The sequence below is a fragment of the Achromobacter piechaudii NBRC 102461 genome, from assembly GCF_001571245.1.
GTDB classification, from domain to species: domain Bacteria; phylum Pseudomonadota; class Gammaproteobacteria; order Burkholderiales; family Burkholderiaceae_B; genus Achromobacter; species Achromobacter piechaudii.
In genome coordinates this window covers 253,268-274,765 of record NZ_BCTK01000007.1, presented here as the reverse complement: position 1 = coordinate 274,765, position 21,498 = coordinate 253,268, and the positions used below count along the sequence as shown (strand labels likewise).

Annotated in this window: 18 protein-coding genes; 1 reads left to right on the top strand and 17 read right to left on the bottom strand. The window is 65.1% G+C overall.

All coding sequences use genetic code 11. The features are described from left to right. Positions 1–12: 12 nt before the first annotated feature. The 5 genes from API01S_RS19000 to API01S_RS18980 are packed head-to-tail and all read right to left on the bottom strand — an operon-like array spanning position 13 to position 4,946. A complete protein-coding gene (locus tag API01S_RS19000; protein ID WP_006217236.1) occupies positions 13–621 on the bottom strand; it encodes a cysteine hydrolase family protein in 609 nt (202 codons plus the stop codon). After that, positions 621–1,154 carry an aromatic-ring-hydroxylating dioxygenase subunit beta gene (locus API01S_RS18995; RefSeq protein WP_006217235.1) on the bottom strand — a complete coding sequence of 178 codons (534 nt, stop codon included), beginning with the start codon at positions 1,152–1,154 and terminating at the stop codon, positions 621–623. Before API01S_RS18995 ends, API01S_RS19000 begins: the two co-directional genes overlap by 1 nt. Then, the gene (locus tag API01S_RS18990; RefSeq protein ID WP_006217234.1) at positions 1,145–2,488 is read right to left on the bottom strand and encodes an aromatic ring-hydroxylating dioxygenase subunit alpha; all 1,344 of its coding nucleotides are present in this window, start codon (positions 2,486–2,488) and stop codon (positions 1,145–1,147) included. The genes API01S_RS18995 and API01S_RS18990 overlap by 10 nt, the downstream gene beginning before the upstream one ends. A 9-nt stretch (positions 2,489–2,497) precedes the next feature. Further along, positions 2,498–3,742 (bottom strand): dienelactone hydrolase family protein, encoded by a 1,245-nt coding sequence (locus API01S_RS18985; RefSeq protein WP_050730925.1) that lies wholly within the window; start codon positions 3,740–3,742, stop codon positions 2,498–2,500. A gap of 25 nt (positions 3,743–3,767) precedes the next feature. After that, positions 3,768–4,946, bottom strand: coding sequence for an ABC transporter substrate-binding protein (locus API01S_RS18980; RefSeq protein WP_050730924.1), 1,179 nt, complete (start codon positions 4,944–4,946; stop codon positions 3,768–3,770). A 278-nt stretch (positions 4,947–5,224) separates the two neighbouring features. Here API01S_RS18980 and API01S_RS18975 point away from each other — a divergent pair, with 278 nt between their 5' ends. Continuing rightward, entirely contained in the window at positions 5,225–6,211 is a 987-nt protein-coding gene (locus API01S_RS18975; protein ID WP_006217231.1) for an AraC family transcriptional regulator, read from the top strand. Positions 6,212–6,226: 15 nt separating this feature from the next. Here API01S_RS18975 and API01S_RS18970 read toward each other — a convergent pair whose 3' ends face one another. The 12 genes from API01S_RS18970 to siaA form a co-directional block, all read right to left on the bottom strand. Beyond that, complete coding sequence (locus tag API01S_RS18970; RefSeq protein WP_006217230.1) at positions 6,227–6,634, bottom strand: RidA family protein; 408 nt, start codon at positions 6,632–6,634, stop codon at positions 6,227–6,229. Between the two features lie 50 nt (positions 6,635–6,684). Next, positions 6,685–7,110, bottom strand: coding sequence for an acyl-CoA thioesterase (locus API01S_RS18965; RefSeq protein ID WP_006217229.1), 426 nt, complete (start codon positions 7,108–7,110; stop codon positions 6,685–6,687). Between the two features lie 21 nt (positions 7,111–7,131). Continuing rightward, positions 7,132–8,772, bottom strand: coding sequence for an AMP-binding protein (locus API01S_RS18960; RefSeq protein ID WP_050730923.1), 1,641 nt, complete (start codon positions 8,770–8,772; stop codon positions 7,132–7,134). Between the two features lie 67 nt (positions 8,773–8,839). Continuing rightward, on the bottom strand, positions 8,840–10,009 hold the full coding sequence (locus API01S_RS18955; protein ID WP_050731003.1) for an acyl-CoA dehydrogenase family protein: 1,170 nt from the start codon (positions 10,007–10,009) through the stop codon (positions 8,840–8,842). 2 nt (positions 10,010–10,011) lie between these two features. Beyond that, positions 10,012–10,869 (bottom strand): enoyl-CoA hydratase family protein, encoded by an 858-nt coding sequence (locus API01S_RS18950; protein ID WP_050730922.1) that lies wholly within the window; start codon positions 10,867–10,869, stop codon positions 10,012–10,014. A gap of 42 nt (positions 10,870–10,911) precedes the next feature. Then, entirely contained in the window at positions 10,912–11,703 is a 792-nt protein-coding gene (locus API01S_RS18945) for an SDR family NAD(P)-dependent oxidoreductase (protein ID WP_050730921.1), read from the bottom strand. Next, positions 11,700–14,051 carry a bifunctional salicylyl-CoA 5-hydroxylase/oxidoreductase gene (locus API01S_RS18940; RefSeq protein ID WP_061305805.1) on the bottom strand — a complete coding sequence of 784 codons (2,352 nt, stop codon included), beginning with the start codon at positions 14,049–14,051 and terminating at the stop codon, positions 11,700–11,702. Before API01S_RS18940 ends, API01S_RS18945 begins: the two co-directional genes overlap by 4 nt. Positions 14,052–14,892: 841 nt before the next feature. After that, on the bottom strand, positions 14,893–17,466 hold the full coding sequence (locus tag API01S_RS18935; protein WP_254598410.1) for a sensor domain-containing protein: 2,574 nt from the start codon (positions 17,464–17,466) through the stop codon (positions 14,893–14,895). 39 nt (positions 17,467–17,505) lie between these two features. Continuing rightward, entirely contained in the window at positions 17,506–18,306 is an 801-nt protein-coding gene (gene siaD, locus API01S_RS18930) for a biofilm regulation diguanylate cyclase SiaD (RefSeq protein WP_006217221.1), read from the bottom strand. After that, a complete protein-coding gene (siaC, locus tag API01S_RS18925; RefSeq protein ID WP_050730599.1) occupies positions 18,303–18,680 on the bottom strand; it encodes a biofilm regulation phosphoprotein SiaC in 378 nt (125 codons plus the stop codon). The genes siaD and siaC overlap by 4 nt, the downstream gene beginning before the upstream one ends. Before the next feature lie 40 nt (positions 18,681–18,720). After that, entirely contained in the window at positions 18,721–19,260 is a 540-nt protein-coding gene (siaB, locus tag API01S_RS18920; RefSeq protein ID WP_061305802.1) for a biofilm regulation protein kinase SiaB, read from the bottom strand. Positions 19,261–19,283: 23 nt separating this feature from the next. Then, positions 19,284–21,272 (bottom strand): biofilm regulation protein phosphatase SiaA, encoded by a 1,989-nt coding sequence (gene siaA / locus API01S_RS18915; protein ID WP_217481085.1) that lies wholly within the window; start codon positions 21,270–21,272, stop codon positions 19,284–19,286. Positions 21,273–21,498 lie beyond the last annotated feature (226 nt).

Genomic DNA, 21,498 nt, shown 5'->3' with positions numbered 1-21,498 from the left:
GAAAATCCTTGTTCAGTGCGGCACAGCGGCCCAGCGCAGAGCATCCGCCACCGAGCCGGTTTGCGCAATCAGCCGCATGCTGGCCAGCGAGGCCTCGTGCACCGCCAGGTCGGCCGACGCACAGGCGTCCTGCGCCACCATCACCTCGAAGCCGATGTCGGCGGCATGGCGCACCGTGCCTTCCACCACCGAATGCGTAGCCACGCCCGCCACTACCAAGCGGCGCGCGCCGATGACTCGCAGCGTCTCTTCCAGCGGCGTGCCGTAGAACGCGCTGATGCGGGTGTGCTTAACGACGAACTCGGTCGAACTCGCGGCCAGCGGCTGCAAGCCGTCGTAGAACTGGCTGCCCCACTGCCCCTCGGGCACCGCACCGATACTCGCCACGTTGCGGAAGATGTCGCAATTGGCGAGCAGGTCCGCGTAGTCGGGACGAAACGCAATGCGCACGTGCACGATGGGCAGCGCCCGCGTGCGCGCGCCTTGCAGCAAGGCGGCCGCGTTGTCGAGCAGGCGCTGGCGCGCGCCGTTGTCCGCGTCCAGCCCAACCCGGATCTTGCCGTCGGGATGCAGCACGTCGTTCTGATAGTGCAGCGCCAGCACCGCAGTGTCCGCCAACATCAGACGAAGACCTCGAACACGTCGTGCACGTCGTCGCAGTTGACGAGGTCCACGCGCTTCATGCGGATGCGCCAGCTGTCGCCCTCGGCGGCCAGCTTGTGCGTGTAGCGGCCAGCCAGCTGACGCGGCTGGCGCTTGCGCCACTCGGTCATCTGGAACGCGGAATGCACCACCAGGTTGCCGCCCGCGTCCACGCCTTCGACCTGCACGCCGCCCACCAGCCGCACGCTACGCGTGGGCGGCTGCTGCGACCAGTTGCGCGGATGCTCCAGCCGCCGGATGCGCACGTCGCGCAACATGCGGTCTTCCCAGAACAGCGAAATATGGTCGTAGGGGCTTTGCTGGCCGGGCACGCGCGGCATCCAGTACATGCCGTCCTCGGTCCACAACGCCTGCCATTGTTCGTAGCTCCGTTCATCCAGCAGGCGCGCCTCGCGGTACAGGAATTGCGCGATGCGGTGATACGCGTCGGCAGGCACGTCGGCAGGCGCCAGATCGGCGGTGCCGACATCGAAATCCAGGTCTAGCAGCATGCGCCTTCTCCCGTGGCGGGCGTGTTCGACGCCGCGCCGGCTTCCATGTAGGTCTTCCACGCGCGGAATTGGTTGCGCATGGGCAGTTCGCTGGTGCCGTTGACCGACACCATGCCATCCGCGTCGCTGCGGTCGCTGCCGTGGTAGCGGTGCATGCTGACCCAGTCGCCGCCGCGCGTGGCGTTGCCTTCCTGGCAGCGGTTGTACAGCTCGATGTCATCCGGCATGACGTTGGACGAGGGCGAGTTGATGACGTTGGCGTACAGCATGGCGCGCTTGAACACGCCGTCCGGCGCGCCCTTGCAGCGGAACGTCTGGATCTCGATCAGCGTGCGGTCCACGGCGATCGGGCGGATCACGCGGAATTGCTGGAACACCGTATGCGGCGAGCCGCTGCCGTAGATGACCGTGTTGTGCCGGTTCATGCCCAGGATTTCGCGCGCGCGCTCTTCGCCGTAGGCTGCCGTCAAGGTTTCGAAATGCGCGCGCGACACCGGGTCGCGTTCGGCCGCGCCGGGGTTGAAGATGCCTTCCATATAGCCGTGGCCGTTTTCGTAGGCGCGCAGCTCCAGCTTTTCCCAGAACTCGTAGGGCTCGCCGTTGCCGTCCATGATGTGCAGCTCAAGCGGCATCTCGCCCATTTCCTTGGCCTCGTCGCGGGCGGCGGCGTATGACGATTCGTGCGTCACGCGAGCGTGCATCGTGTCGTGCAGGTTCTCGTAGAACACCTTCCAGTTCGACCGTTGCATCACCCGGAAAATGCCGCCCGCCACTTCGACCTCGCCCACCGGCGAGCGGTCGCACAGGTTGTCGATGGACGAGCGCACGCCGCCCAGGAAGTCGGTCAGCGCCGGGCCTTCCTTGGCCTGGCTGGCGAACACGAAACCGCGATAGCTTTCCACGCGCGCCAGACGGCGCATCGAAAACGTGGGGTCGGTGGGGTCATAGGACGTGCCCTCCAGCCCCTGCTTGAGCGGCACGCCCAGATGGCTGCCGTCCAGCTTGAAGGTCCAGGCGTGGTAAGGGCAGCGAAAGAACTTGCCCACGCAACCTTCGCCATCTGCCACCACCTTGGCGCCCTTGTGCGGGCAGCGGTTGTACAGCACGTGCACGCGGCCATCCGAGGCGCGCACCATCAGCACGTCCTGATCGCCCACGCGGGTGGTGTGATAGTCGCCCGTCTTGGGCACCTGGCTTTCGTGGCCCACATAGATCCAGGCGCGACCGTAGATGCGTTGCATCTCCAGGTCGAAGATGGCCGGATCGGTGTAGACGCCGCGGTGCACGCTGTCGCCGCGCACCATCGCGGACAGTTGTTCTTCGGTGTAAGACATGTTGCGCTCCTACTTGTTCTCGCTTTCCTTCCATCGCGCCATCAGCGTGTTGGAAGGCAGGGTTTCATCCAGCAGCTTGGCGGCGGTCTCGCGGCCGGCCACCGGCAGGCCGGTGGGGTCCAGCAGCCCCACCTGCACCAGCACGCTGGCCTGGTCCCAATAGATGTGCTCGTGATAGAGCTTGTCGCCCCGGAACTTCACCACGGCCAGCAAGGGAATTTCGACCGTGCGGCCCGTGGGCGGCACGCCGGGCAGCATCCAGTCGATCTCGGTCGTGTGTGTGAAGCAGAACAGCAGTTCGTCCACGATCTGCGTTGCGCCCACGGTGCGCGACAAAGGGATCAGGCGCGTGTCGGGCGGGTTGCCGTTGACGAAGTGGTGCTGGTAGAAGCGCGACAGTTCCTTGTGGCCCACGCCGCCCGTCATGGTGGGGATGTGGTTCACGTAGGGCTCAGCCACCATGGTCGCCATCGTGGCGGCCACGTCACGCGTGCCGAATTCGTATTCGCAGTGCTTGTCCCACAGGGCGGAATAATCGAACTCGGGGCCGATGGCGCGTTGCAGCGCGGCCATGCTGCGCTGGTGCGCCATCAGCGCGGACGGCTTGTCGTAGTGATCGCCGCCCGTGCGCGCAAAGGCGTGATCCATGCCGGGGTACACGTACAGCTCGACGCCGGGCTTGCCGCCCAGCGCGTCCAGGATGCGCTGGCGCGCGGCGGGCGGACAGAAGCCGTCCTGCTCGGCGATGTGCAGCACCAGCCGGCCACGCAGGTTGGCGGCTTCGTCCAGGCTGTCTTCGATGCCGACGCCGTAATAACCCACGGCCACGTCCACATCGGTGCGGCAGGCGGCCAGATAGGCCAGCTTGCCGCCCAGGCAATAGCCCAGCACGCCGACGCCGCCCTCTTGTTCGGGCAGCTCGCGCAGCAAGGCGATGGTGGAGGCGATGTCTTTCAAGCCCTGTTCGACGTCAAAACCCTTGTACAGCTCGAAAGCGCGCGGCATATCGGCCGGGCCGTCGGTCAGCTGGATGCCGGGCTGCTGACGCCAGAACAGGTCAGGCACCAGCACCACGTAGCCTTCCTCGGCCAGCAATTGCGCGGCGCGGCGCATGAAGTCGTTCACGCCGAAGATTTCCTGGCACAGCACCAGCCCGGGGCCATGGCCCGAGGCGGGCACGGCCAGGTAGGCGCTGAAGGTCTTGCCATCGTGCGAGGGAACGGTCACCTCGCGCGTCGTGATCTGTTCAGTCATGTGATTCTCCTGTGTTGCAAGCTGCCTATTTCATCTGGCAGGCGGCGGCGAAGGGGTCCTGGTACTGCGTCAGCACCGTGCCCGACAGCTTGTTGGCCAGCTTGCCGTCCGCGCCGGCCTCGACCACGCGCAGGTAGTAGTTCTGGATGGGGTATTGGTTGCGGTTGAACTTGAAGTCGCCCCGCACCGATTTGAAGTCCGCGCGCCGCAGCGCCGGGCGCAGCGCGTCGGCATCGAGCTTGCCGCCCGTTTGCCGCACCGCGCTGTCCAGCAGCATGGCGGCGTCATAGCCTTGCGAGGCATACAGCGTCGGCGTGCGCTTGTAGGTCTTCTTGAAGTCTTCGACGAATTTGCGATTGGCCGGGTTATCCAGATCGGCCGCCCATTGCGAGGTGTTGCGCATGCCGGCAATGGGCGCGCCCACCGCCGCGATGGTGTCTTCATCGCCCGAAAAACCGGGAGCCAACAGCGCGATGTCTTGCGACAGGCCCGCGCCATTGAATTGCTTGATGAAGTTCACGCCCATGCCGCCCGGCAGGAAGAAAAACACCGCGTCCGGCTTGCTGGCGCGCAGCCGCGTCAGCTCGACGCCGTAGTCCAACTGCCCGAGCTGCGTGTAGATCTCTTCGGACAAGCCGCCCTTGTACAGCCGCTTGAAGCCGTTGAGCGATTCGCGTCCGCCCGGGTAGTCGGGCGCGATCAGCGCCACGCGCTTGTAGCCCTGGTCCGTGGCGTACTTGCCCATGGCGGCGGGGATGTCCTCGTTCTGCCAGGCCACCGCGAAGAAGTTGGGATTACAGCCCGCGCCCGCGTAGTTTTCGGGGCCGGTATTGGTGCTCAGGTACACCGTGTTCGATTGCAGGATGGCGGGCATTACGGGCAGCAGCACGTTCGAGAACACGATGCCGGTCATGACATCCACGCGGTCGCGCTTGAGCAACCGTTCAACCGCCTGGCGTCCCGTGTCCGCCTTTTGCTGATCGTCGGCCACGATGACTTCGGCCGGCAGCCCACCCAGCTTGCCGCCCGTATGTTGCAGCGCCAGATTGAAGCCGTCGCGGATCTCATTGCCCAGCGCCGAGCCCGGGCCGGACAACGTCGTCAGCAAACCTACCTTGACCTTGTCCTCCGCCTGGGCGCCCGCCATGGCGGACATGCAGACCAGCGCCGCCAGCGCGCGCCGGCTCCAGAGATTTCGATTCATGGGCCACCTTCGATGTCGCCGCCAGCCACGCTGGCGCAAAGCTGACAGATCCCGTCTGCCGTCGGTACACGCATGCCGCCGATCAAAGTCGCCAAGCTTACGCGCCGTGACGACGCCCTCCAATAGCCGGGAGGGCCTAGCGGCTAGCGTATGCCGCCCGGCCGCAAGGCTCTATCCGATTCCGCCCAGGCTTATCCGGGATTCACTTAATTCCAAACGCTGGACGATTAATTTATTCTGGCCCCAGATACGGGAGCGTTCCCGTCCCGGAGGCATCCATGCACGGCTGGTCCCGACTCGAACTGGCGCCGCTATTCAAGCGGCGCGTGTTCAGCTCCACCCAACAGGACGAGACACGCACGCGCGTGTCCGAAGCGCTGAAGGAACACCGGCTGACCTGGAAAGGCGGCCGCGTGGACGCCGAGTTGAACCGGGGCCGCTTCGGCTCGCTGACCGTCTGTACGTTGCGCTACGGCGCCGAAGTCCACATCGAACCCGACCGCCTCCAGGATTTCATGCTGGTGCAAGTGCCGCTGCGGGGCCGCGCGCGTATCGAATGCGGCGGCGACCAGGTCGATGCCCACCCCGACTGCGCCGCCGTCATCGCGCCCAACCGTCCGCTGCGCCTGCACTGGGAAGCCGGTTGCGAACAACTGCTGTTGAAGATTCCGCGTGGCAAGCTCGAAGCCATCGGCCGCCGCGCCTTTGGCGACGCCGCCACGCTGCCGCTGGATTTCAGTCCCGCCCTGCGCCTGGACAACCCGGTCGGCGCCGCGTGGCGCAGCATGGTCACCAGCATGATTCATCTGTTGCCCACGCTGGATGACGGCGCGCTGCGTCCGCCCGCCGCGTGGCTGGAACATCTTGAAGACACCCTGGTGCTGCACCTGCTCTACAACCAGCCCAACAGCTGGCAGGCGCAGGCGGGGCAAACGCCCAGCGTGCCGCGCCGCCTGACGCTGGCCGAGTCGTACATGCGCGAGCATCTGGCCGCGCCCCTGACGCTGACTGACATCGCCCGCCATGCGGGCGCCAGCGCCACCGCCCTGACCCGCCTGTTCCAGGAACACCGCGACACCACGCCGATGAACGCGCTGCGCGCGCTGCGGCTGGACACGGCAAGGCAGAAGCTCAAGACGAACGCCCACGCCAGCGTGACCGAAGTCGCGCTGGGCGTGGGGTTTGGACATCTGGGAAGGTTCTCGGAGTACTACCGGGAACGGTTTGGAGAACTGCCGCGCGAGACGCGGCGTGCGCAAGGCTAAGGGGATAAACCCCGATCAGGCTGCCGGCACCACGGCCGTCACTTCAATTTCCACCTTGGCGCGGTCCTCGACCAGATCGGCCACTTCCACGGCCGTCATGGCCGGGAAATGCCGTCCGATGAATTCGCGGTAGTGCTTGCCGATGGCCGGATAGGCGGCCACATAGGCTTCCTTGTCCGTGACGTACCAGGTCATGCGCACAATGTGCTCGGGCTTGGCGCCGCCTTCGGCCAGGATGGCGACAATGTTCGACAGCGTCTGGCGGACCTGGTCCGCCAGGTCATCCGATTCGAATTGCTGCTGCCCATTCCACCCCACCTGCCCGCCCACGAACACGAGCTTGCTGCCCACCGTCATTTCGGTGAGCACACCATTCGAATAGCCCCGGGGCGCCATCCAATCCGGCGGTTGCAGAATCTTCATAACGTCTCATCCTATTTATAAAAAACAAACGACAGGGTGGTCTCGTGGCCTCAGGCCGCGGGAACCAGATAAGCCTGCATGCGTTCCCGCAGGTCCGCAGGCATGGGCATGGACTTCATCGTCCGTAAATCCACCGTCACGATCGTCAGCGTGGCCGACAGGCGCAACTGTCCATCAGGGCCTTCAAAGCGCACCAGCGCCTTGAAGGACGCGCCGCCGATGCGCTGCACTTCCAGCGTCTGGCGCAGGCGTTCATGCCAGCGGCTGGGCGCGCTGAAATCGCAGGTCACCGACGCCATCGGCGTGCCGATGTGGCGCTCGACGTGCAGCGCGTGAAACGGCAGACCCATGCCCTTGTCGAACCATTCCTCGACAAAGTCATTGATCATTTCGAAGTAGCGCGGGTAGAAGACGATGCCCGCCGGGTCGCAATGACGGAAGCGGACTTCTACCTGGCTGGTGAATGCTGCGGCCATGATGATTTCCTGTTTGCCGATTCAAGCCATCTTGCGCAGCGCGAAGCGTTGCAGCTTGCCCGTTTCGGTGCGGGGCAACGCGGCCACGAATTCGATGGCACGGGGATATTTGTAGGGTGCGATGCTGGCCTTCACGAACGCCTGCATGTCGGCAACCAGCGCGTCGCTGGCGCTGAAGCCCGGCTTGAGCACGACGAAAGCTTTGACCAACTGGCCGCGTTCTTCGTCCTGCGCACCGACCACGCCGCATTCGGCCACGGCTTCGTGGCGCAGCAGCGCGTCTTCCACTTCTGGGCCGGCGATGTTATAGCCCGCCGAGACGATCATGTCGTCATTGCGCGCCTGGTAATACAGATAGCCGTCGTCGTCCTGCATGAAGGTATCGCCGGGCAGGTTCCAGCCCTTCTGCACGAAGCGGCGCTGGCGCTCGTCGGCCAGATAACGGCAGCCCGTGGGGCCCTTGATGGCCAGACGGCCGACCGTACCATTGGGCACCGGGTTCATGTCGTCGTCCACCACCTGCGCCACATAGCCGGGCACGACCTTGCCGATCGCACCACGCTTGACGGCTTCGGGCGGGCTGGACACGAACACGTGGATCATTTCGGTGCCGCCGATGCCATCGATCATTTCGATGCCGCTGGCCTGCTTCCACAACTGGCGCGTCGCATCGGGCAGCGCCTCGCCAGCCGACACGCTCTTATTGAGCGAAGTCAGATCGAATTTTCCAACCAGCGCGGCCATCTGGCGATAGAACGTGGGCGCAGTGAAGACGATGGTGGCGCGGAAGTCCTGGATGAGTTCAAGCAGGCTTTCCGGCGACAGCTTTTCAGCCAGCACCGTGCTGGCGCCCACGCGCAACGGAAAGCACAGCAGCCCGCCCAGGCCGAACGTGAAAGCCAGCGGCGGCGTGCCGCAGAAGATGTCGTCGGGGCCGGGCTTGATCACGTGTTTGGGGAACAGGTCGCACATCGCCAGCACGTCGCGGTGAAAGTGCATGCAGCCCTTGGGCGCACCCGTCGTGCCGCTGGTGAAGGCGATCAGGCAGACGTCGTCGGCCGCCGTGTCGCAGGCGTCGAAATCGTCGGGCTTGGCCGCGGCCAGTGCGTCCAGCGCATCGGGCGCGGTGTCGTTGAAGTACATCACCTGCGTCAGCCCGGAACAAAAATGTTCGTGGCCGGGCTCGGCGCAGAAGCGCGCTTCTTCCTTCAGGCGCGCATCGCACAGCACTGCCTGGATCTGCGCCTTCTCGATGATCTGCTTGAGCTCCTTGGCGCGCAGCAGCGGCATCGTGGGCACCGTCACCAGGCCGGCCTTGATCGCCGCCAGCCACGCGGCGGCCATCATCGGATTGTTCGGCCCGCGCAGCAGGAGGCGGTTGCCGGGCACGAGCTTCATGTCTTCGGTCAGCACGCGCGCAATGCGGTTGGTCAGCGCGGCCAGTTCCCGGTAGGTCATCGTGGCCTGCTTGTCGCCATCGCGCCAGCGCAGCGCGACGCGATCCGCAAAGCCGCGTTCGGCCATGGCATCCACCAATTCAACGGCGCAATTGAACCGCTTCGGATAGGCCACGTCGGGACCATCGAGCAGGAATTCAGGCCATTGCTCGCCCGGGGGCAGATTGTCCCGGGCGAAGGTGTCGATGTGGGCGGATACTTCCATGAAATTCCCCTTGGATGTGCGGTGCGGTGTGGTTTTCTACGCTGAGGGTCGAGGGCTCGATGGCCCCTTAGGACTTCAGCAATTCACGGGCAATGATCAACTTCTGCACTTCGGTGGCGCCTTCGTAAATACGCAGCGCTCTGATTTCCCTGTAAAGCTTCTCCACCGGCATCCCCGACACCACCCCCGCGCCGCCAAACATCTGCAGTGCGCGGTCGATCACGGTCTGCGCCGATTCCGTGGCCGTCATCTTGGCCATCGCTGCTTCACGCGTGGTGCGCAGCTTTTGCACGTCGCGCATCCACGCGGCGCGATACGTCAGCAGCGCCGAGGCGTCGATGGCCGTGGCCATATCGCCCAGCGCGGCTTGCGTCAGTTGCAGGTCGGCCAGCGTCTGGCCGAACATGCGGCGCGACTTGGCGCGCGCCAACCCTTCATCCAGCGCGCGGCGGGCGAAACCCAGCGCGGCCGCCGCCACCGAGGCGCGGAAGATGTCGAGCGTCATCATGGCCAGCTTGAAACCCTGGCCCGCCTCGCCCAACCGATGCGACACCGGCACGCGGCAGTTATCGAACGTGATGGTCGCCAGCGGGTGCGGCGCGATCAGTTCGATGCGTTCGCTGACCTCGAAGCCCGGCGTGTCGGCATCGACCACGAAGGCGCTGATGCCGCGCGCGCCCGGGGCCTCGCCGGTACGGGCGAAGACCACGTAGAAGTCCGCGATGCCGCCGTTGGAAATCCAGGTCTTGGCGCCGTTGAGCACGTAGTGATCGCCATCGAGCTTGGCCTCGCAAGCCAGCGCGGCCACGTCCGAGCCCGCATCGGGTTCCGACAGCGCGAAGGCGGCGATGGCCTGCCCTTGCGCCACGCGCGGCAGGTAACGCTGGCGCAGCTCGTCCGAGCCCATCAGCGAGATTGCGCCGCTGCCCAGGCCCTGCATGGCGAACGCGAAGTCCGCCAGCCCTTCGTGGCGGGCAAAGGTTTCGCGCAGGATGCACACGGCGCGGGAATCGACTTCGGGCAGGGCTCCGCCCCAGGCGCCGCCCGGGCCGCCCGCTACCGCATAGCGCAGCCAGCCAGCCTGGCCCATGGCCTTGACCAGCTTCTTGCAGGCCGCGTCGGCGTCGTGATGGTCCACGTGCCCCAACTCGGTTTCGCACCAGGCATCGACCTCGTGCGCCAGCTTGCGATGGGCGTCGTCAAAAAAAGGCCAGTCCAGCCAGCTTGCATCACGCATCATCAGTTCCCCTCGAAGACCGGCTTTTGCTTGGCCACGAAGGCCTCGTAGGCGCGATGGAAGTCGCGCGTCTGCATGCAGATGGCCTGAGCCTCGGCTTCGGCTTCGATGGCCTCGTCCACGCCCATGTTCCATTCCTGATGCAGCAGTTTCTTGGTGACGCCGTGCGCGAACGTCGGGCCGGCGGCCAGTTGTGCGGCCAGCGTGCGCGCCGCCTCGGCCAGCGAGGCCGACTCGTGCAGCGCGTTGAAGAAGCCCCAGCTTGCGCCCTCGTCGGCGGTCATTGCGCGGCCCGTGTACAGCAATTCAGAGGCGCGCCCCTGGCCGATCATGCGCGGCAGCAAGGTGCAAGCGCCCATGTCGGCGCCCGCCAACCCCACGCGGGTGAACAGGAAAGCGGTGCGCGCGGCGGGCGTGCCCAGGCGCATGTCGGCTGCCAGCGCCACCATGGCGCCCGCGCCTGCGCACACGCCGTCCACCGCCGCCACGATGGGCTGGGGGCAGGCGCGCATCGCCTTGACCAGATCGCCCGTCATGCGGGTGAAGTCCAGCAGTTCGGGCATGCTCATCTTGGTCAGCGGGCCAATGATTTCATGCACGTCGCCGCCCGAGCAGAAGTTGCCGCCCGCACCGGTCACCACCACCACCTTCACGTCGGTGGCATACACCAGCGAGCGGAACAGGTCGCGCAGTTCGGCGTAGGAATCGAACGTCAGCGGGTTCTTGCGTTCGGGCCGGTTCAGCGTGACGGTGCCAATCTTGCCGTCGGCGGACACCTCCCACAAAAACGTCTTGGCCTGATAGCCGGCCATCGGACGCTTGTGGTGCTTCATGGTGTGTTCTTCGGACTGCGTGCTCATGGTGTCTCCGTTCTTTATCCAGGGGTTGATGGGGCGCCGGCCTCAGCCGGTCATCACTTCGCCGCCGTCCACGGCGATCGCCTGTCCGTTGACCGAAGCCGATGCCGGCAAGGCCAGCCAGGCGACGGTCTCGGCCACTTCCTCGGGCTGTACCAGACGGCCCTGCGGGTTGCGCTCGGCCAGCTTGGCGCGCGCGGCGTCCGGCGTCATGCCGGTCTTGTCCACGATGTTGGCGACCGCGCCGCGCACGATGTCGGTCTCGGTATAGCCCGGGCAGACGGCGTTGACGGTAATGCCCTTTTGCGCGGTCTCAAGCGCCAGCGAGCGCGTCAGCCCTATCACGCCGTGCTTGGCGGCGCAGTAAGCACTGACATACCCGTAGCCGATCAGGCCGGCCGTGCTGGCCACGTTGATGACGCGGCCCCATTTTTCTTGCAGCATGCCGGGCAGCGCGGCCTGGATGCAGTGAAACGTACCGGTGAGATTGACGGCGATCATCTGGTGCCACAACGCGGCGTCCGTGCGGTCAAAGCGTTGGCTGACGGCCTGCCCCGCGTTGTTCACCAGCACCAGCACCGGGCCGAAGCCGCTTTCGGCCTGCGCGAACGCGGCGCGCGTGGACGCCTCGTCGGCGATGTCGGCGCTGACCGCCTGCACCTGCCCCAGGCCCGCCAGATCCGCCACGGCGGCGTCCAGCGCCGCGCCGTCACGGCCCAGCAGTGTCACGCGCGCGCCGCGCGCCAGCAGCGCGCGCGCGCTGGCCAGCCCGATGCCGCGCGCCCCGCCCGTCACCAGCGCATGGCGTCCGGCCAACGGTTGCGCAAGACTCGTCATTTGATATCCAGTTGCGCCATGGCGGCGGCGCGTTCAAAGTTGGTTTCCAGCTGGCGCTTGCCCGCGAAGTACTGGCTGGGCCAGGCCACGTCGCGATAGCCCACGCGCGCGGCTTCGCGCAACGTCCACGAGGCGTCCGCCAGATGGGGACGGGCCAGCGCGCAGAGGTCGGCACGGCCCGAGGCGATGATGCCGTTGGCATGGTCGGCTTCGAAAATCGCGCCCACTGCGATGGTCGGGATGCCTGCCTCGTTGCGCACGCGGTCGGCGAACGGGGTCTGGAACATGCGGCCATAGACGGGCTTTTCTTCCTTGCTGACCTGGCCGGACGAGCAATCGATCATGTCCGCGCCCGCCGCCTTGAAGTAGCGCGCGATTTCCACCGCGTCATCGGCGGTGATGCCGCCTTCGACCCAGTCGCTGGCGGAGATCCGCACCGACATGGGCTTGTCTTCGGGCCACACGGCGCGCACGGCCTTGAACACTTCCAACGGGAAGCGCAGGCGGTTTTCCAGGCTGCCGCCGTACTCGTCCTCGCGGTGGTTCGTCAGCGGCGAGATGAAGCTGGACAACAGGTAGCCGTGGGCGCAGTGCAATTCCAGCCAGTCAAAGCCGGCCGCCTCGGCGCGGCGGGCGGCGGCGACGAAGTTGTCGCGCGCATCGTCCATGTCGGCGCGCGTCATCGCGCGCGGCGTCTGCGACACCCCTTCGATATAGGGCAGCGCCGACGCCGACAGCAAGGGCCAATTGCCTTCGGCCAGAGGATGGTCGATCTTCTGCCAGCCCAGCTGCGTGGAACCCTTGCGGCCCGCATGGCCCAGCTGCACGCCGATGCGCGCATCGCTATTGCCATGCACGAAATTCACGATGCGGGCGAACGCCTGCGTCTGCTCGTCGTTCCACAAGCCCGGGCAGCCCGGGGTGATGCGGCCGTCCGGCGACACGCAGGTCATCTCGACCATGACCAGCCCCGCGCCGCCCATGGCGCGCGCGCCCAGGTGCACCAGGTGGAAATCGCCCGGCACGCCGTCCGTGCACGAATACATCGCCATCGGCGAGACCAGGATGCGGTTCTTCAAGCGCACCCCGCGCACCTGATAGGGCGTCAGCATCGGAATGGCAGGCCGTTGACCCGGCGCTGCCGGCGCGCCGGCGCGTTCGGCGATCCAGCGTTCGAAGCCTTCCAGCCAGAGCGGATCGCGCAAGCGCAGGTTTTCGTGAGAGATACGCTGCGAACGGGTCAACAGCGAATAGGCAAATTGCTCGGGTTCCAGCTCGGCGTAACGCTCGACGTTCTCGAACCATTCAGTGGAGTTGCGCGCGGCGTTCTGGATCTTCAGCACTTCCACGCTGCGCACTTCTTCGTAGTGCTTCAGACCCGCCTCGACGCTGCCTTCGGCGCCGCTCAGGCAGCGCGCCAGTTCGATGGAATCCTCAAGCGCCAATTTGGTGCCGGAACCGATCGAAAAGTGCGCGGTGTGCGCGGCATCGCCTATCAGCACGACCGGCACGCGCCGCTGACCGCGCGCGGTCTCCAGCGTATTCCAGTGCACCCAGGTATTGCAGATCACACGCGGGAAACGAATCCAGATGGCCGAGCCGCGCAAGTGCGTGGCGTTGCTGATCAGCGCATTGCCATCCAGCCACGGCGCAAACAGCTTTTCGCAGTACGCGATGCCCTCTTCCTGGCTCATCTTTTCGATACCGGCCGCCTGCCAGGTCTCTTCGGGCGTCTCGACAATAAACGTCGACATGCCGTCTTCATAGCGATACGCATGCGCCTGGAACCAGCCGTGCTCGGTCTGCACGAACGCAAAGGTGAAAGCGTCGAACACCTTCTTCGTGCCCAGCCACACAAAGCGGCAGCGGCGCTGATCGATATCGGGATGGAAGGTGTCGGCGTAACGGGTGCGGATCTGGCTGTTGATGCCGTCCGAAGCAATGACCAGATCGGCGTCGTACTCGCGGGCGATCGTCTGATCGTCCTGCACGAAATTCTCGAACACCAGCTTCACGCCCACATCCTCGCAGCGCGCTTGCAGGATGTTCAACAGCTTCTTGCGGCCAATGCCGATAAAGCCGTGGCCGCTGCTGCGGATGCTGCGGCCCTTGAAATGGATGTCGATGTCATCCCAATGGTTGAACGCATCGCCTATGGTCTGAGCGGAAACGGGGTCTGCTTCGCGCAAGTTCTGCATGGTGGCGTCCGAAAACACCACACCCCATCCAAACGTGTCATACGGACGATTACGCTCAATGACCGTCACTTCATTGGCCGGGTTCTGCAACTTCATGAGCAGACCAAAATACAGGCCGGCGGGACCACCGCCGATGCAGACTATTTTCATTGCCGTATACGCTCCGAGGTACGCGACAGTCGCTCATTTATCGGGAGCGGGGCGCCGCGGATATTTAGGTCTGGATAGTTTAGGCTTGAAATATATACCCGAAGCACAGGGTACGCAAATGCGGGAAAGCTATTAGGCAAAAAGAAAAAAGGGACACCGCCGCGCAGCCAGCCGCAAGAGAGAAGGCCAGGCGACGCCCACGAAAATCCGGCCGCGCGCGCGGCGCGGCGACGGCATGAGAACGAAGAATCAGAAGCCCGAAACGCGACGCCAGACCACGAGGCAATCGCAAGGGGCGAGAACACGCCCCAAATCCGCCAGGAACGGCGGTCCACACAAACCCCGATGACCAGGCAACCATCGAAGTAAATCAATCAAAAACCAAGCCGGCCGCACCCCAGCATGAACAAACGCCCCGCAGACCCACCGGCCCCCACACAGAACGCCCCCCCCACCACCCAGCAACGCCCCGACGCACCCCCACCGCGTAAGCCCCAAAAGGCCGCCCGCGCGGCCGACCTGGGGCGGGCCCCGCAAGACCTTCCCTCACCCCCCGCCGCCCCTCAAAAACCCAGAAGAACCCCACCCACCCCCGCCCCCGTCCCTCTTCGACGACGCAGCCCGGCGTGGTGGTGGCGCGGGGTGGGCGGGGAGTCGATGCGCCCGAGGGAATCCGAAGGCAGCCGCCGCAGGCGGCAACGAGGATGACGAAGGGGCAGTCCGGAGCGAAGGCTCCGGACCGCAATCGTTGACCCGCCCGCCCCGCGACGCCGCCGCGCCGGGCGTCAACAGAACCGAACACGCCACAAGCAAAAGCAAAAGCTAAAAACCAAAAAAGCAGCTACCTCCCCCGTAACCACTCCTCCAACTCCCCAGCCGGCAACGGCGGCGAAAACAAAAACCCCTGCCCCGCCGCACACCCCTGCTCGATCAAAAACCGCCGCTGCTCTTCATTCTCAACGCCCTCCGCCACCACAGGCAGACTCAAACTCTCCCCGATCCGAATCACAGCACTGGTCAACGCACGCGCCGCATCATCACTCTCAAGCCCCTGCACAAAGCTGCGGTCCAGCTTCAATTCATCCACGATCAGCCGCCGCAAATGCCCCAGGCTCGAATACCCCGTCCCGAAGTCATCCATCGACAAGCGCACCCCCAAGCGATGCAACTCCGCAATCGTGCGCAACGTACCCGCCGTCGCATCCAGCACCACCCCTTCGGTAATCTCCAACATCAGATCCGCCGGCGCCAGGCCAAACTCAGCCAACGTCGCCGCGATCATCCGAGGCAGATTCAGATTGTGGAAATTGGTGGCCGACAAATTCACCGACACCGACGGCACCCGCAAGCCATTGCTGCGCCAGATCGCCAGTTGCGAACACGCCTCGCGCAACGCCCAGTCGCCAAGATCACCGATCAGCCCGCACTCCTCGGCCAGCGGCACGAAGCGCACCGGGGAAATATCCCCCAGCGTCGGATGCCGCCAACGCGCCAGCGCCTCCACTCCGTACAGGCTGCCATTCTTCAACCCCACCTGCGGTTGATAGTGCAGACGCAGCGCCTTCGCTTCCAGCGCATCGCGCAAAGCGGCCTCAAGCGCCAGCCGTTCCTGCGCCTGACGATTCATCTCGGCGCTGAAGAACGAAATGCGGTTGCGCCCCGCCGTCTTGGCCTGATACATCGCCATGTCCGCGTGTCGCAGCAACGTATCCATGTCGCGCCCGTTTTCCGGGAACACACTGATGCCGATGCTCACCGACGGGTTCAGCGTCACGCCGCCCACCGAGAACGGCTGCGCCAGCGCCACCAGGATATGCTCGGCGGCGGCGGTCAGGCGGCCGTGCTCGAAGTCCGGCATCAACATCACGAACTCATCGCCAGACAGGCGGCCCACGATATCCGTGGCGCGCGCCAGGCGGCGCAGGCGCTGCGCCACATCCCGCAGCAACGCGTCGCCGATCGGATGACCCAGCGTGTCGTTGACCTGCTTGAAGCGGTCCAGGTCCAGGAACAGCACCGCCACCCGCTTGCGTTCCGGCTCGGCGCGCGCAATGGACTGCTCGGCCTGCGCCAGCAACAGGTTGCGGTTCGGCAAGCCCGTCAGTTCGTCATAGAACGCCAATTGCCGGATGCGGGCGCGCGCTTCCTCGCGCTCCAGCGCCAGCGCGCACAGGTAGACGCACACATCGACCAGGCGATGATGGAAATCATCCGGCAGGCGCCGCTCGCGGAAATAGAAGCCAAAGGTGCCGATCACGCGGCCATCGCTCGACTTGATGGGCGATGACCAGCACGCCTTGATGTCTTCGGGCAGCGGCAGATGGCGGTAGTCGTCCCACAGCGGATCGGTGGCGATGTCCGGCACGATGACCGGACGGCCCAGGAATGCAGCCGTGCCGCAGGCCCCCACGTTCGGGCCGATCTTCATGCCCTCCAGCGCTTCCGAATACGCGTCCGGCATGCTGGGCGCGGCCAGCGGCCGCAACGTGCCCGAGTCGTCCACGCGCAGGACAGAGGCGGCCACTTCCGGCGCCAGCCGCTCGACCTCGCGGCACACCATGTTCATGACCTCGACCACCGACGCCTCGTTGACCATGGCCTGCAACACGCGGCGTTGCAACACCTCGTGCACCTTGGTCGGCGTAATGTCGGTCAGCACATCGACGATATTGACGAGCGTGCCGCGCTCATCGAATACGGAATTGGCCATGACCGACACCCACAGCGGCTTGCCGTAGCGGTCGTAGACCAGCACATCCTTGTGAAACCCTTCCCGGCACGCGATGCGGCGGTCCAGTTCTTCGCGGGTGCCGCCGTCCGGGCGGCCGCCCGCCAGCAGTTCGCCCAGTTCCTGGTTCAACGCATCGCCACGCGCAAAGCCCAGCATGCGCTGAAAGCCATCGTTGACGTAGACGATGCGGCCATCGCAACCCGACACCGCCACGGCGTTGCCGGTTTCGTTGATGCCCAGCAGCAGCAGGCGGACTTCCTCCTGGCGTTCGGCGTCGGCGATCGACTTGCGCGACACGACCGACACGCGGCTGATCTTGCCGTCTTTGTCACCCAAAGGCAGATAGGTGGCTTCGATCCACAGGCTGCTGCCATCCTTCATCCGATAGCGGCACGTACCGGAAAAGTGCTCGCCCCGACGCAGCCGCGTCCAGATGCGTTCGCCGCTGGCGATGCCCTTGCCTTCGTCCATGCTGTCGCACAGCATGTCGTGGCGCAGCGACAAGGCTTCTTCGCGGGTATAGCCAACCGCTGCCAGGAAATTGGCGTTGACCTTGAGCAGCGCGCCCTCGGCGTCAAAATCGAACAGCAGCAGCGCCCGATCCATCGACGCCAGGTAATTGTCGGCATGCCACGCGGCGCCCTGGGGGCCCGCGCTTGAAACGCTTGCTTGAGTGTCAAGCATAAGGGGCTCCATACCGGAAAACAGCAGTTCCGGTTTCATTCAGCGCTTCGAAAAACCAAGAGCGACGCGGTCGCGTCCGTCCTGCTTGGCCAGATACAGCGCCTGGTCCGCACGGCTTAACGTTTCCGAAAAAGTTTCGCCCAGCTGGTGCTGCGCCATGCCGATGCTGACCGTCAGCCTCAATACATCGTTTTCACCCACCGCGATCGCCAGCCCGCGCACCGCGCCGACCAGGCGATCCATCACGCCTTGCGCGGCGTCCGGTTGCGTATTGGGCAGCATCACCAGGAATTCCTCGCCGCCCCAACGGCCGCACAGATCGCCGCCCCGCAGGCTCTGGCGCAATACGCCGGCCAACTCGACCAGGGCGCGGTCGCCGGTTTCGTGGCCATAGCGGTCGTTGACCGCCTTGAAGTGGTCCACGTCCAGCATGGCGACGATGAAGCTTTCGCCGCTGCGCGAGGCGCGTTCGACTTCCTGCTTGATCATGTCCATCAGCGCGCGCCGGTTCAACAGGCCCGTCAGCGGGTCGCGGCTGGAGGTTTCCTCAAGCGCCGCGTTCAGGTCGCGCATCATGTTCTGGTAGTGATCGGATATGCGCGCAATGCGCGTCAGGCGGCGCAGTTGGCGGTCGAACTGGTCGCACAAGCCCAGCTCGCGTTCGTGGGCCATCGACTGGAAGGCGTCCGACAACTGGGTCACGCGCTCGATCCGCGCCATCTGTTCGGCCGTGTGCCGCCAAAGGGCCTCAAGCGCCTCGCGCAGCGGGTGCCCGGCATAAGACGGGTCCGCCAGCAATTCGGTGATGCGGCGATCCAGTTCGGCGGCGCCCGGCTTCATTCGCGGCCAACCACCGAAAACGGAAAGGTGCAGTCTTCCTTGAATTCCTCGGCCAGCTCGCCGACGCGCTCGTTGCGCTTGTCGTAGAACCAGGTCACGCTGACCGGGTGGCCCTTGCAATGGGCGGCTTCGATCAGATCGAAGATGTCCATGACGGATTTGATGCTGCTGGTGTTCAGATACAGCAATTCCAGTTCCAGGCTCAACGGCGCGGTCGTGCCCAGCAGGTAGGCTTCGACCCATTCAATGACGGGGCCGAACAACTCGAAGGAATTCTCGGGATAGGAGTCGCCGCGCATCGCCAGCACGCCGGCGGCGGCGTCGGCGGTGATGGCGGGCGTGGACTGTGTCCCGGGAATGTTCAGGTCTTTCATCAGATACTCCGAAAATTATTCTTGGAGACGCGCCGCGCCTTCAGATCACCACGCTCAGGCTGAAAAACGCATAGCCCTCGCCCGCGGCGGGCGTCAGGCTGGCTTCCAGCGGAGCGCCGGCGCGGCGCGCAATATCGATCAGGCCCAGGCCCGCGCCCGAGGCGACGCCCTGGGCGCGCGGCTTGTGCAGCTGCGCCTTGTATTCGGCTTTGAGCGCCGCCTTGTCCAGCGCGGCCAGTTCACAGATGCGGGCGACCAGCGCATGGCCGTCCTCGGACTTGACGCGATTGCCCGCCGACACCACGTAGCGGCTTTCGTCGCGGCGGCCGATGACCACCGTGGCGCACGCTTCGGCGTCGCCATTGGCGGCGGCGTATTGGCGGATGTTCTGGATCATTTCGATATAGACCGAAAAGACGTCCATGGCTTCGGCCGGACGCGCATGCTCCGCATTCAGGTAGTTCTTGAGCGCGTTGCCGATTTCTTCGATCAGGCTGCGGGAGATCGGCCCGTTAAAGCAGAGCAGGGTCCGGTTCTGGTTGAACCGTTCACCCAGCGCGTAGAGATCGGAGGCATTCATAGGGGTTACCACCCTGATAACGTTTATTCGAAACGGAAAGACAGCAGGGTGATGTCGTCACGCTGGGGACGGCCACCCTGGTATTGCGCCAGCGCCTGCGAAAACGCGGCCGCCTGTTCGGTTAACGGCTGCTGCGCGTGTCTCTTGAGCATTTCCGCGAAACGCGTGTTGCCGAAACCAAATCCATGCTCGCCACCGGCCTGGTCCAGGAACCCGTCGGTAGCCAGGTAATACGTCCAACCCGATTGCAGTTGGATGTCGATGTTTTCATACACGCCCACTCGCTTGTCACCCAGCGCGCGCTTGGCGCCCGGGATTTCGCGCAGCGTCTCGCCATCGCTGGCGTACAGGCTGATCTTCGCGCCCGCGTAGCGCAGGCGTCCTGCCTGGCGGTCAATATATACCAGCCCCGCATCGGTATTGGTTGCCAGCGCGCGAGGCAATTGCGCATCCGCAAGCATCGCGCGGATGGCGCCGTCGGTGCGCGTGAGCACGCCCGCGGGATCGCTGGGACCGACCTCGGTGATGGCCAGATCGATCGCCGCGCGCGCCAGCATCGTCATCAACGCGCCCGGTACGCCGTGGCCCGCGCAATCCATGATGCCCAAGAGGCAGTTGGCGCCATCGGAGCGGAATACATAGAAGTCGCCGCCCACCACGTCGCGCGGCTTCCACAGCACGAAGTGGTGCGCGCCCAGCGATTGCGTCAGTTGGCGGTCGGGCAGGATGGCGCGCTGGATCAGGCTGGCGTAATCGATGGAGTCGCCGATCTTCTTGTGCGCGGCCGCCATGGCGCGGTTGGCGTCTTCCAGTTCGGACGTGCGTTCGCGCACCTTGCTTTCCAATTCGGCGGTGTGCTGGCGGACCTTGTCGGCCATGACGCCGAACGCGCGGCTGAGGTCGCCGATTTCGTCCTGGCCACCCGGGGGCAGGCGCACGTCGTAGCTGCCATCGGCAATGGCGCGGGCGGATTGCTGGAGGCGGCGCAAGGGCCGCAGCATCAGCCGCTCGATGGCGAAGCCAAAGCACAGCAGCATGGCGGCGAACAGCAGCACCAGGCCGATCGCGGCCGGCCACAACCAGCCGGTGTCCAGCACGCGCGCCGCGCCCAGGTCCACCACCGTCAGCACGTGCCAGTGCAGTTCGGGCATATAGGCCACCGACACCAGCTGGCGCGTGCCGTCCATGACGACCCAGGCGGTCTGCACCGATTGCGGATCGGCCTGCGCGGCGTGCATGGCCGCGCGCAATTCTTCGCGGCCCGGACCTTCTTGAAGCAGGCTGAACACCCGGCCGCTGTCGGCAGAGCCGCCGCCCGCGCCCGAGTTGTAGGCGATCAGCTTGGGGTTCATGTGCGCCTGGATGGCGCCGTCTTCGTCGACGATGATCGGGGTGACGCCAGGCTGGCCGCTATTGACGAATTCGCGCAGGAAGCCGCCCACGTCCAGGCCGGCGCCCGTCAGGCCGACAACCTTGTCGCCGTCGCGCACCTGCACGTTGATCCAGACCTTGGTGGTCTTGAGCTTCAGGTCCGGGTTGACGTTGATGTTGTACTTGGCCGGCGACTTCAGCGTGGCGTAGAACCAGCCGTCGTCCGCCGCGCTCGGACTGAGCGTGTAGCGCGGCGTCTCGGAGAGCGGCTGATCGTCGTTGAAGTAATAGTGGCCGGACGCGGCGCTGGCGATGAAATAGGCGCGTCCCAGCAAGTCGCGCCGATAGCCATCCGCCTCTCGAAAGAACAGCTCGCGTGCGGCCGGATCGTCTTCGTTACGCAACCAGCGGCGCGTAACCTCGCTGTCGGCCAGCCGCAAGGACAAGGCCAGTTCGCGCGACACGGGCGCCAGGATGCGCTGGCGGTTCAACTGCGTGAAGTTGTCGGCGAAGGCGCGCCCGAAATGGTCCCTGACCCCATCCAGCACCAGCCAACCGATGACGGCGGCGGGCGCTAATGCGACCACGCACGCCAGCAACAGCGCCATCAATGATTTTTTGCGCAAACCCCATTTCGCCATGCGAAGTCTTCCTGACAGCTTGATAAGACGTGACGTTCGTAACGTGCGTACCCACTCCGTAGGCACGCTAGATGGGCTTGGCGCGACAAGTGTAGAGAACAGCGGGACCAATTGAAACAGGTGCATACGTCTGGATTCGACCCAGACACCTTGTGTTTCAGCCCAGCAATAAAAATAGCGGTTTATTGCGTTTTATATCTAATTTTTGTCACGCTCACCCGCCACG

Coding starts and splice junctions, on each gene's coding strand:
- API01S_RS19000 (WP_006217236.1), bottom strand. CDS start 621: ATGTTGGCGGACACTGCGGTGCTGGCGCTGCACTATCAGAACGACGTG.
- API01S_RS18995 (WP_006217235.1), bottom strand. CDS start 1,154: ATGCTGCTAGACCTGGATTTCGATGTCGGCACCGCCGATCTGGCGCCT.
- API01S_RS18990 (WP_006217234.1), bottom strand. CDS start 2,488: ATGTCTTACACCGAAGAACAACTGTCCGCGATGGTGCGCGGCGACAGC.
- API01S_RS18985 (WP_050730925.1), bottom strand. CDS start 3,742: ATGACTGAACAGATCACGACGCGCGAGGTGACCGTTCCCTCGCACGAT.
- API01S_RS18980 (WP_050730924.1), bottom strand. CDS start 4,946: ATGAATCGAAATCTCTGGAGCCGGCGCGCGCTGGCGGCGCTGGTCTGC.
- API01S_RS18975 (WP_006217231.1), top strand. CDS start 5,225: ATGCACGGCTGGTCCCGACTCGAACTGGCGCCGCTATTCAAGCGGCGC.
- API01S_RS18970 (WP_006217230.1), bottom strand. CDS start 6,634: ATGAAGATTCTGCAACCGCCGGATTGGATGGCGCCCCGGGGCTATTCG.
- API01S_RS18965 (WP_006217229.1), bottom strand. CDS start 7,110: ATGGCCGCAGCATTCACCAGCCAGGTAGAAGTCCGCTTCCGTCATTGC.
- API01S_RS18960 (WP_050730923.1), bottom strand. CDS start 8,772: ATGGAAGTATCCGCCCACATCGACACCTTCGCCCGGGACAATCTGCCC.
- API01S_RS18955 (WP_050731003.1), bottom strand. CDS start 10,009: ATGCGTGATGCAAGCTGGCTGGACTGGCCTTTTTTTGACGACGCCCAT.
- API01S_RS18950 (WP_050730922.1), bottom strand. CDS start 10,869: ATGAGCACGCAGTCCGAAGAACACACCATGAAGCACCACAAGCGTCCG.
- API01S_RS18945 (WP_050730921.1), bottom strand. CDS start 11,703: ATGACGAGTCTTGCGCAACCGTTGGCCGGACGCCATGCGCTGGTGACG.
- API01S_RS18940 (WP_061305805.1), bottom strand. CDS start 14,051: ATGAAAATAGTCTGCATCGGCGGTGGTCCCGCCGGCCTGTATTTTGGT.
- API01S_RS18935 (WP_254598410.1), bottom strand. CDS start 17,466: ATGCTTGACACTCAAGCAAGCGTTTCAAGCGCGGGCCCCCAGGGCGCC.
- siaD (WP_006217221.1), bottom strand. CDS start 18,306: ATGAAGCCGGGCGCCGCCGAACTGGATCGCCGCATCACCGAATTGCTG.
- siaC (WP_050730599.1), bottom strand. CDS start 18,680: ATGAAAGACCTGAACATTCCCGGGACACAGTCCACGCCCGCCATCACC.
- siaB (WP_061305802.1), bottom strand. CDS start 19,260: ATGAATGCCTCCGATCTCTACGCGCTGGGTGAACGGTTCAACCAGAAC.
- siaA (WP_217481085.1), bottom strand. CDS start 21,272: ATGGCGAAATGGGGTTTGCGCAAAAAATCATTGATGGCGCTGTTGCTG.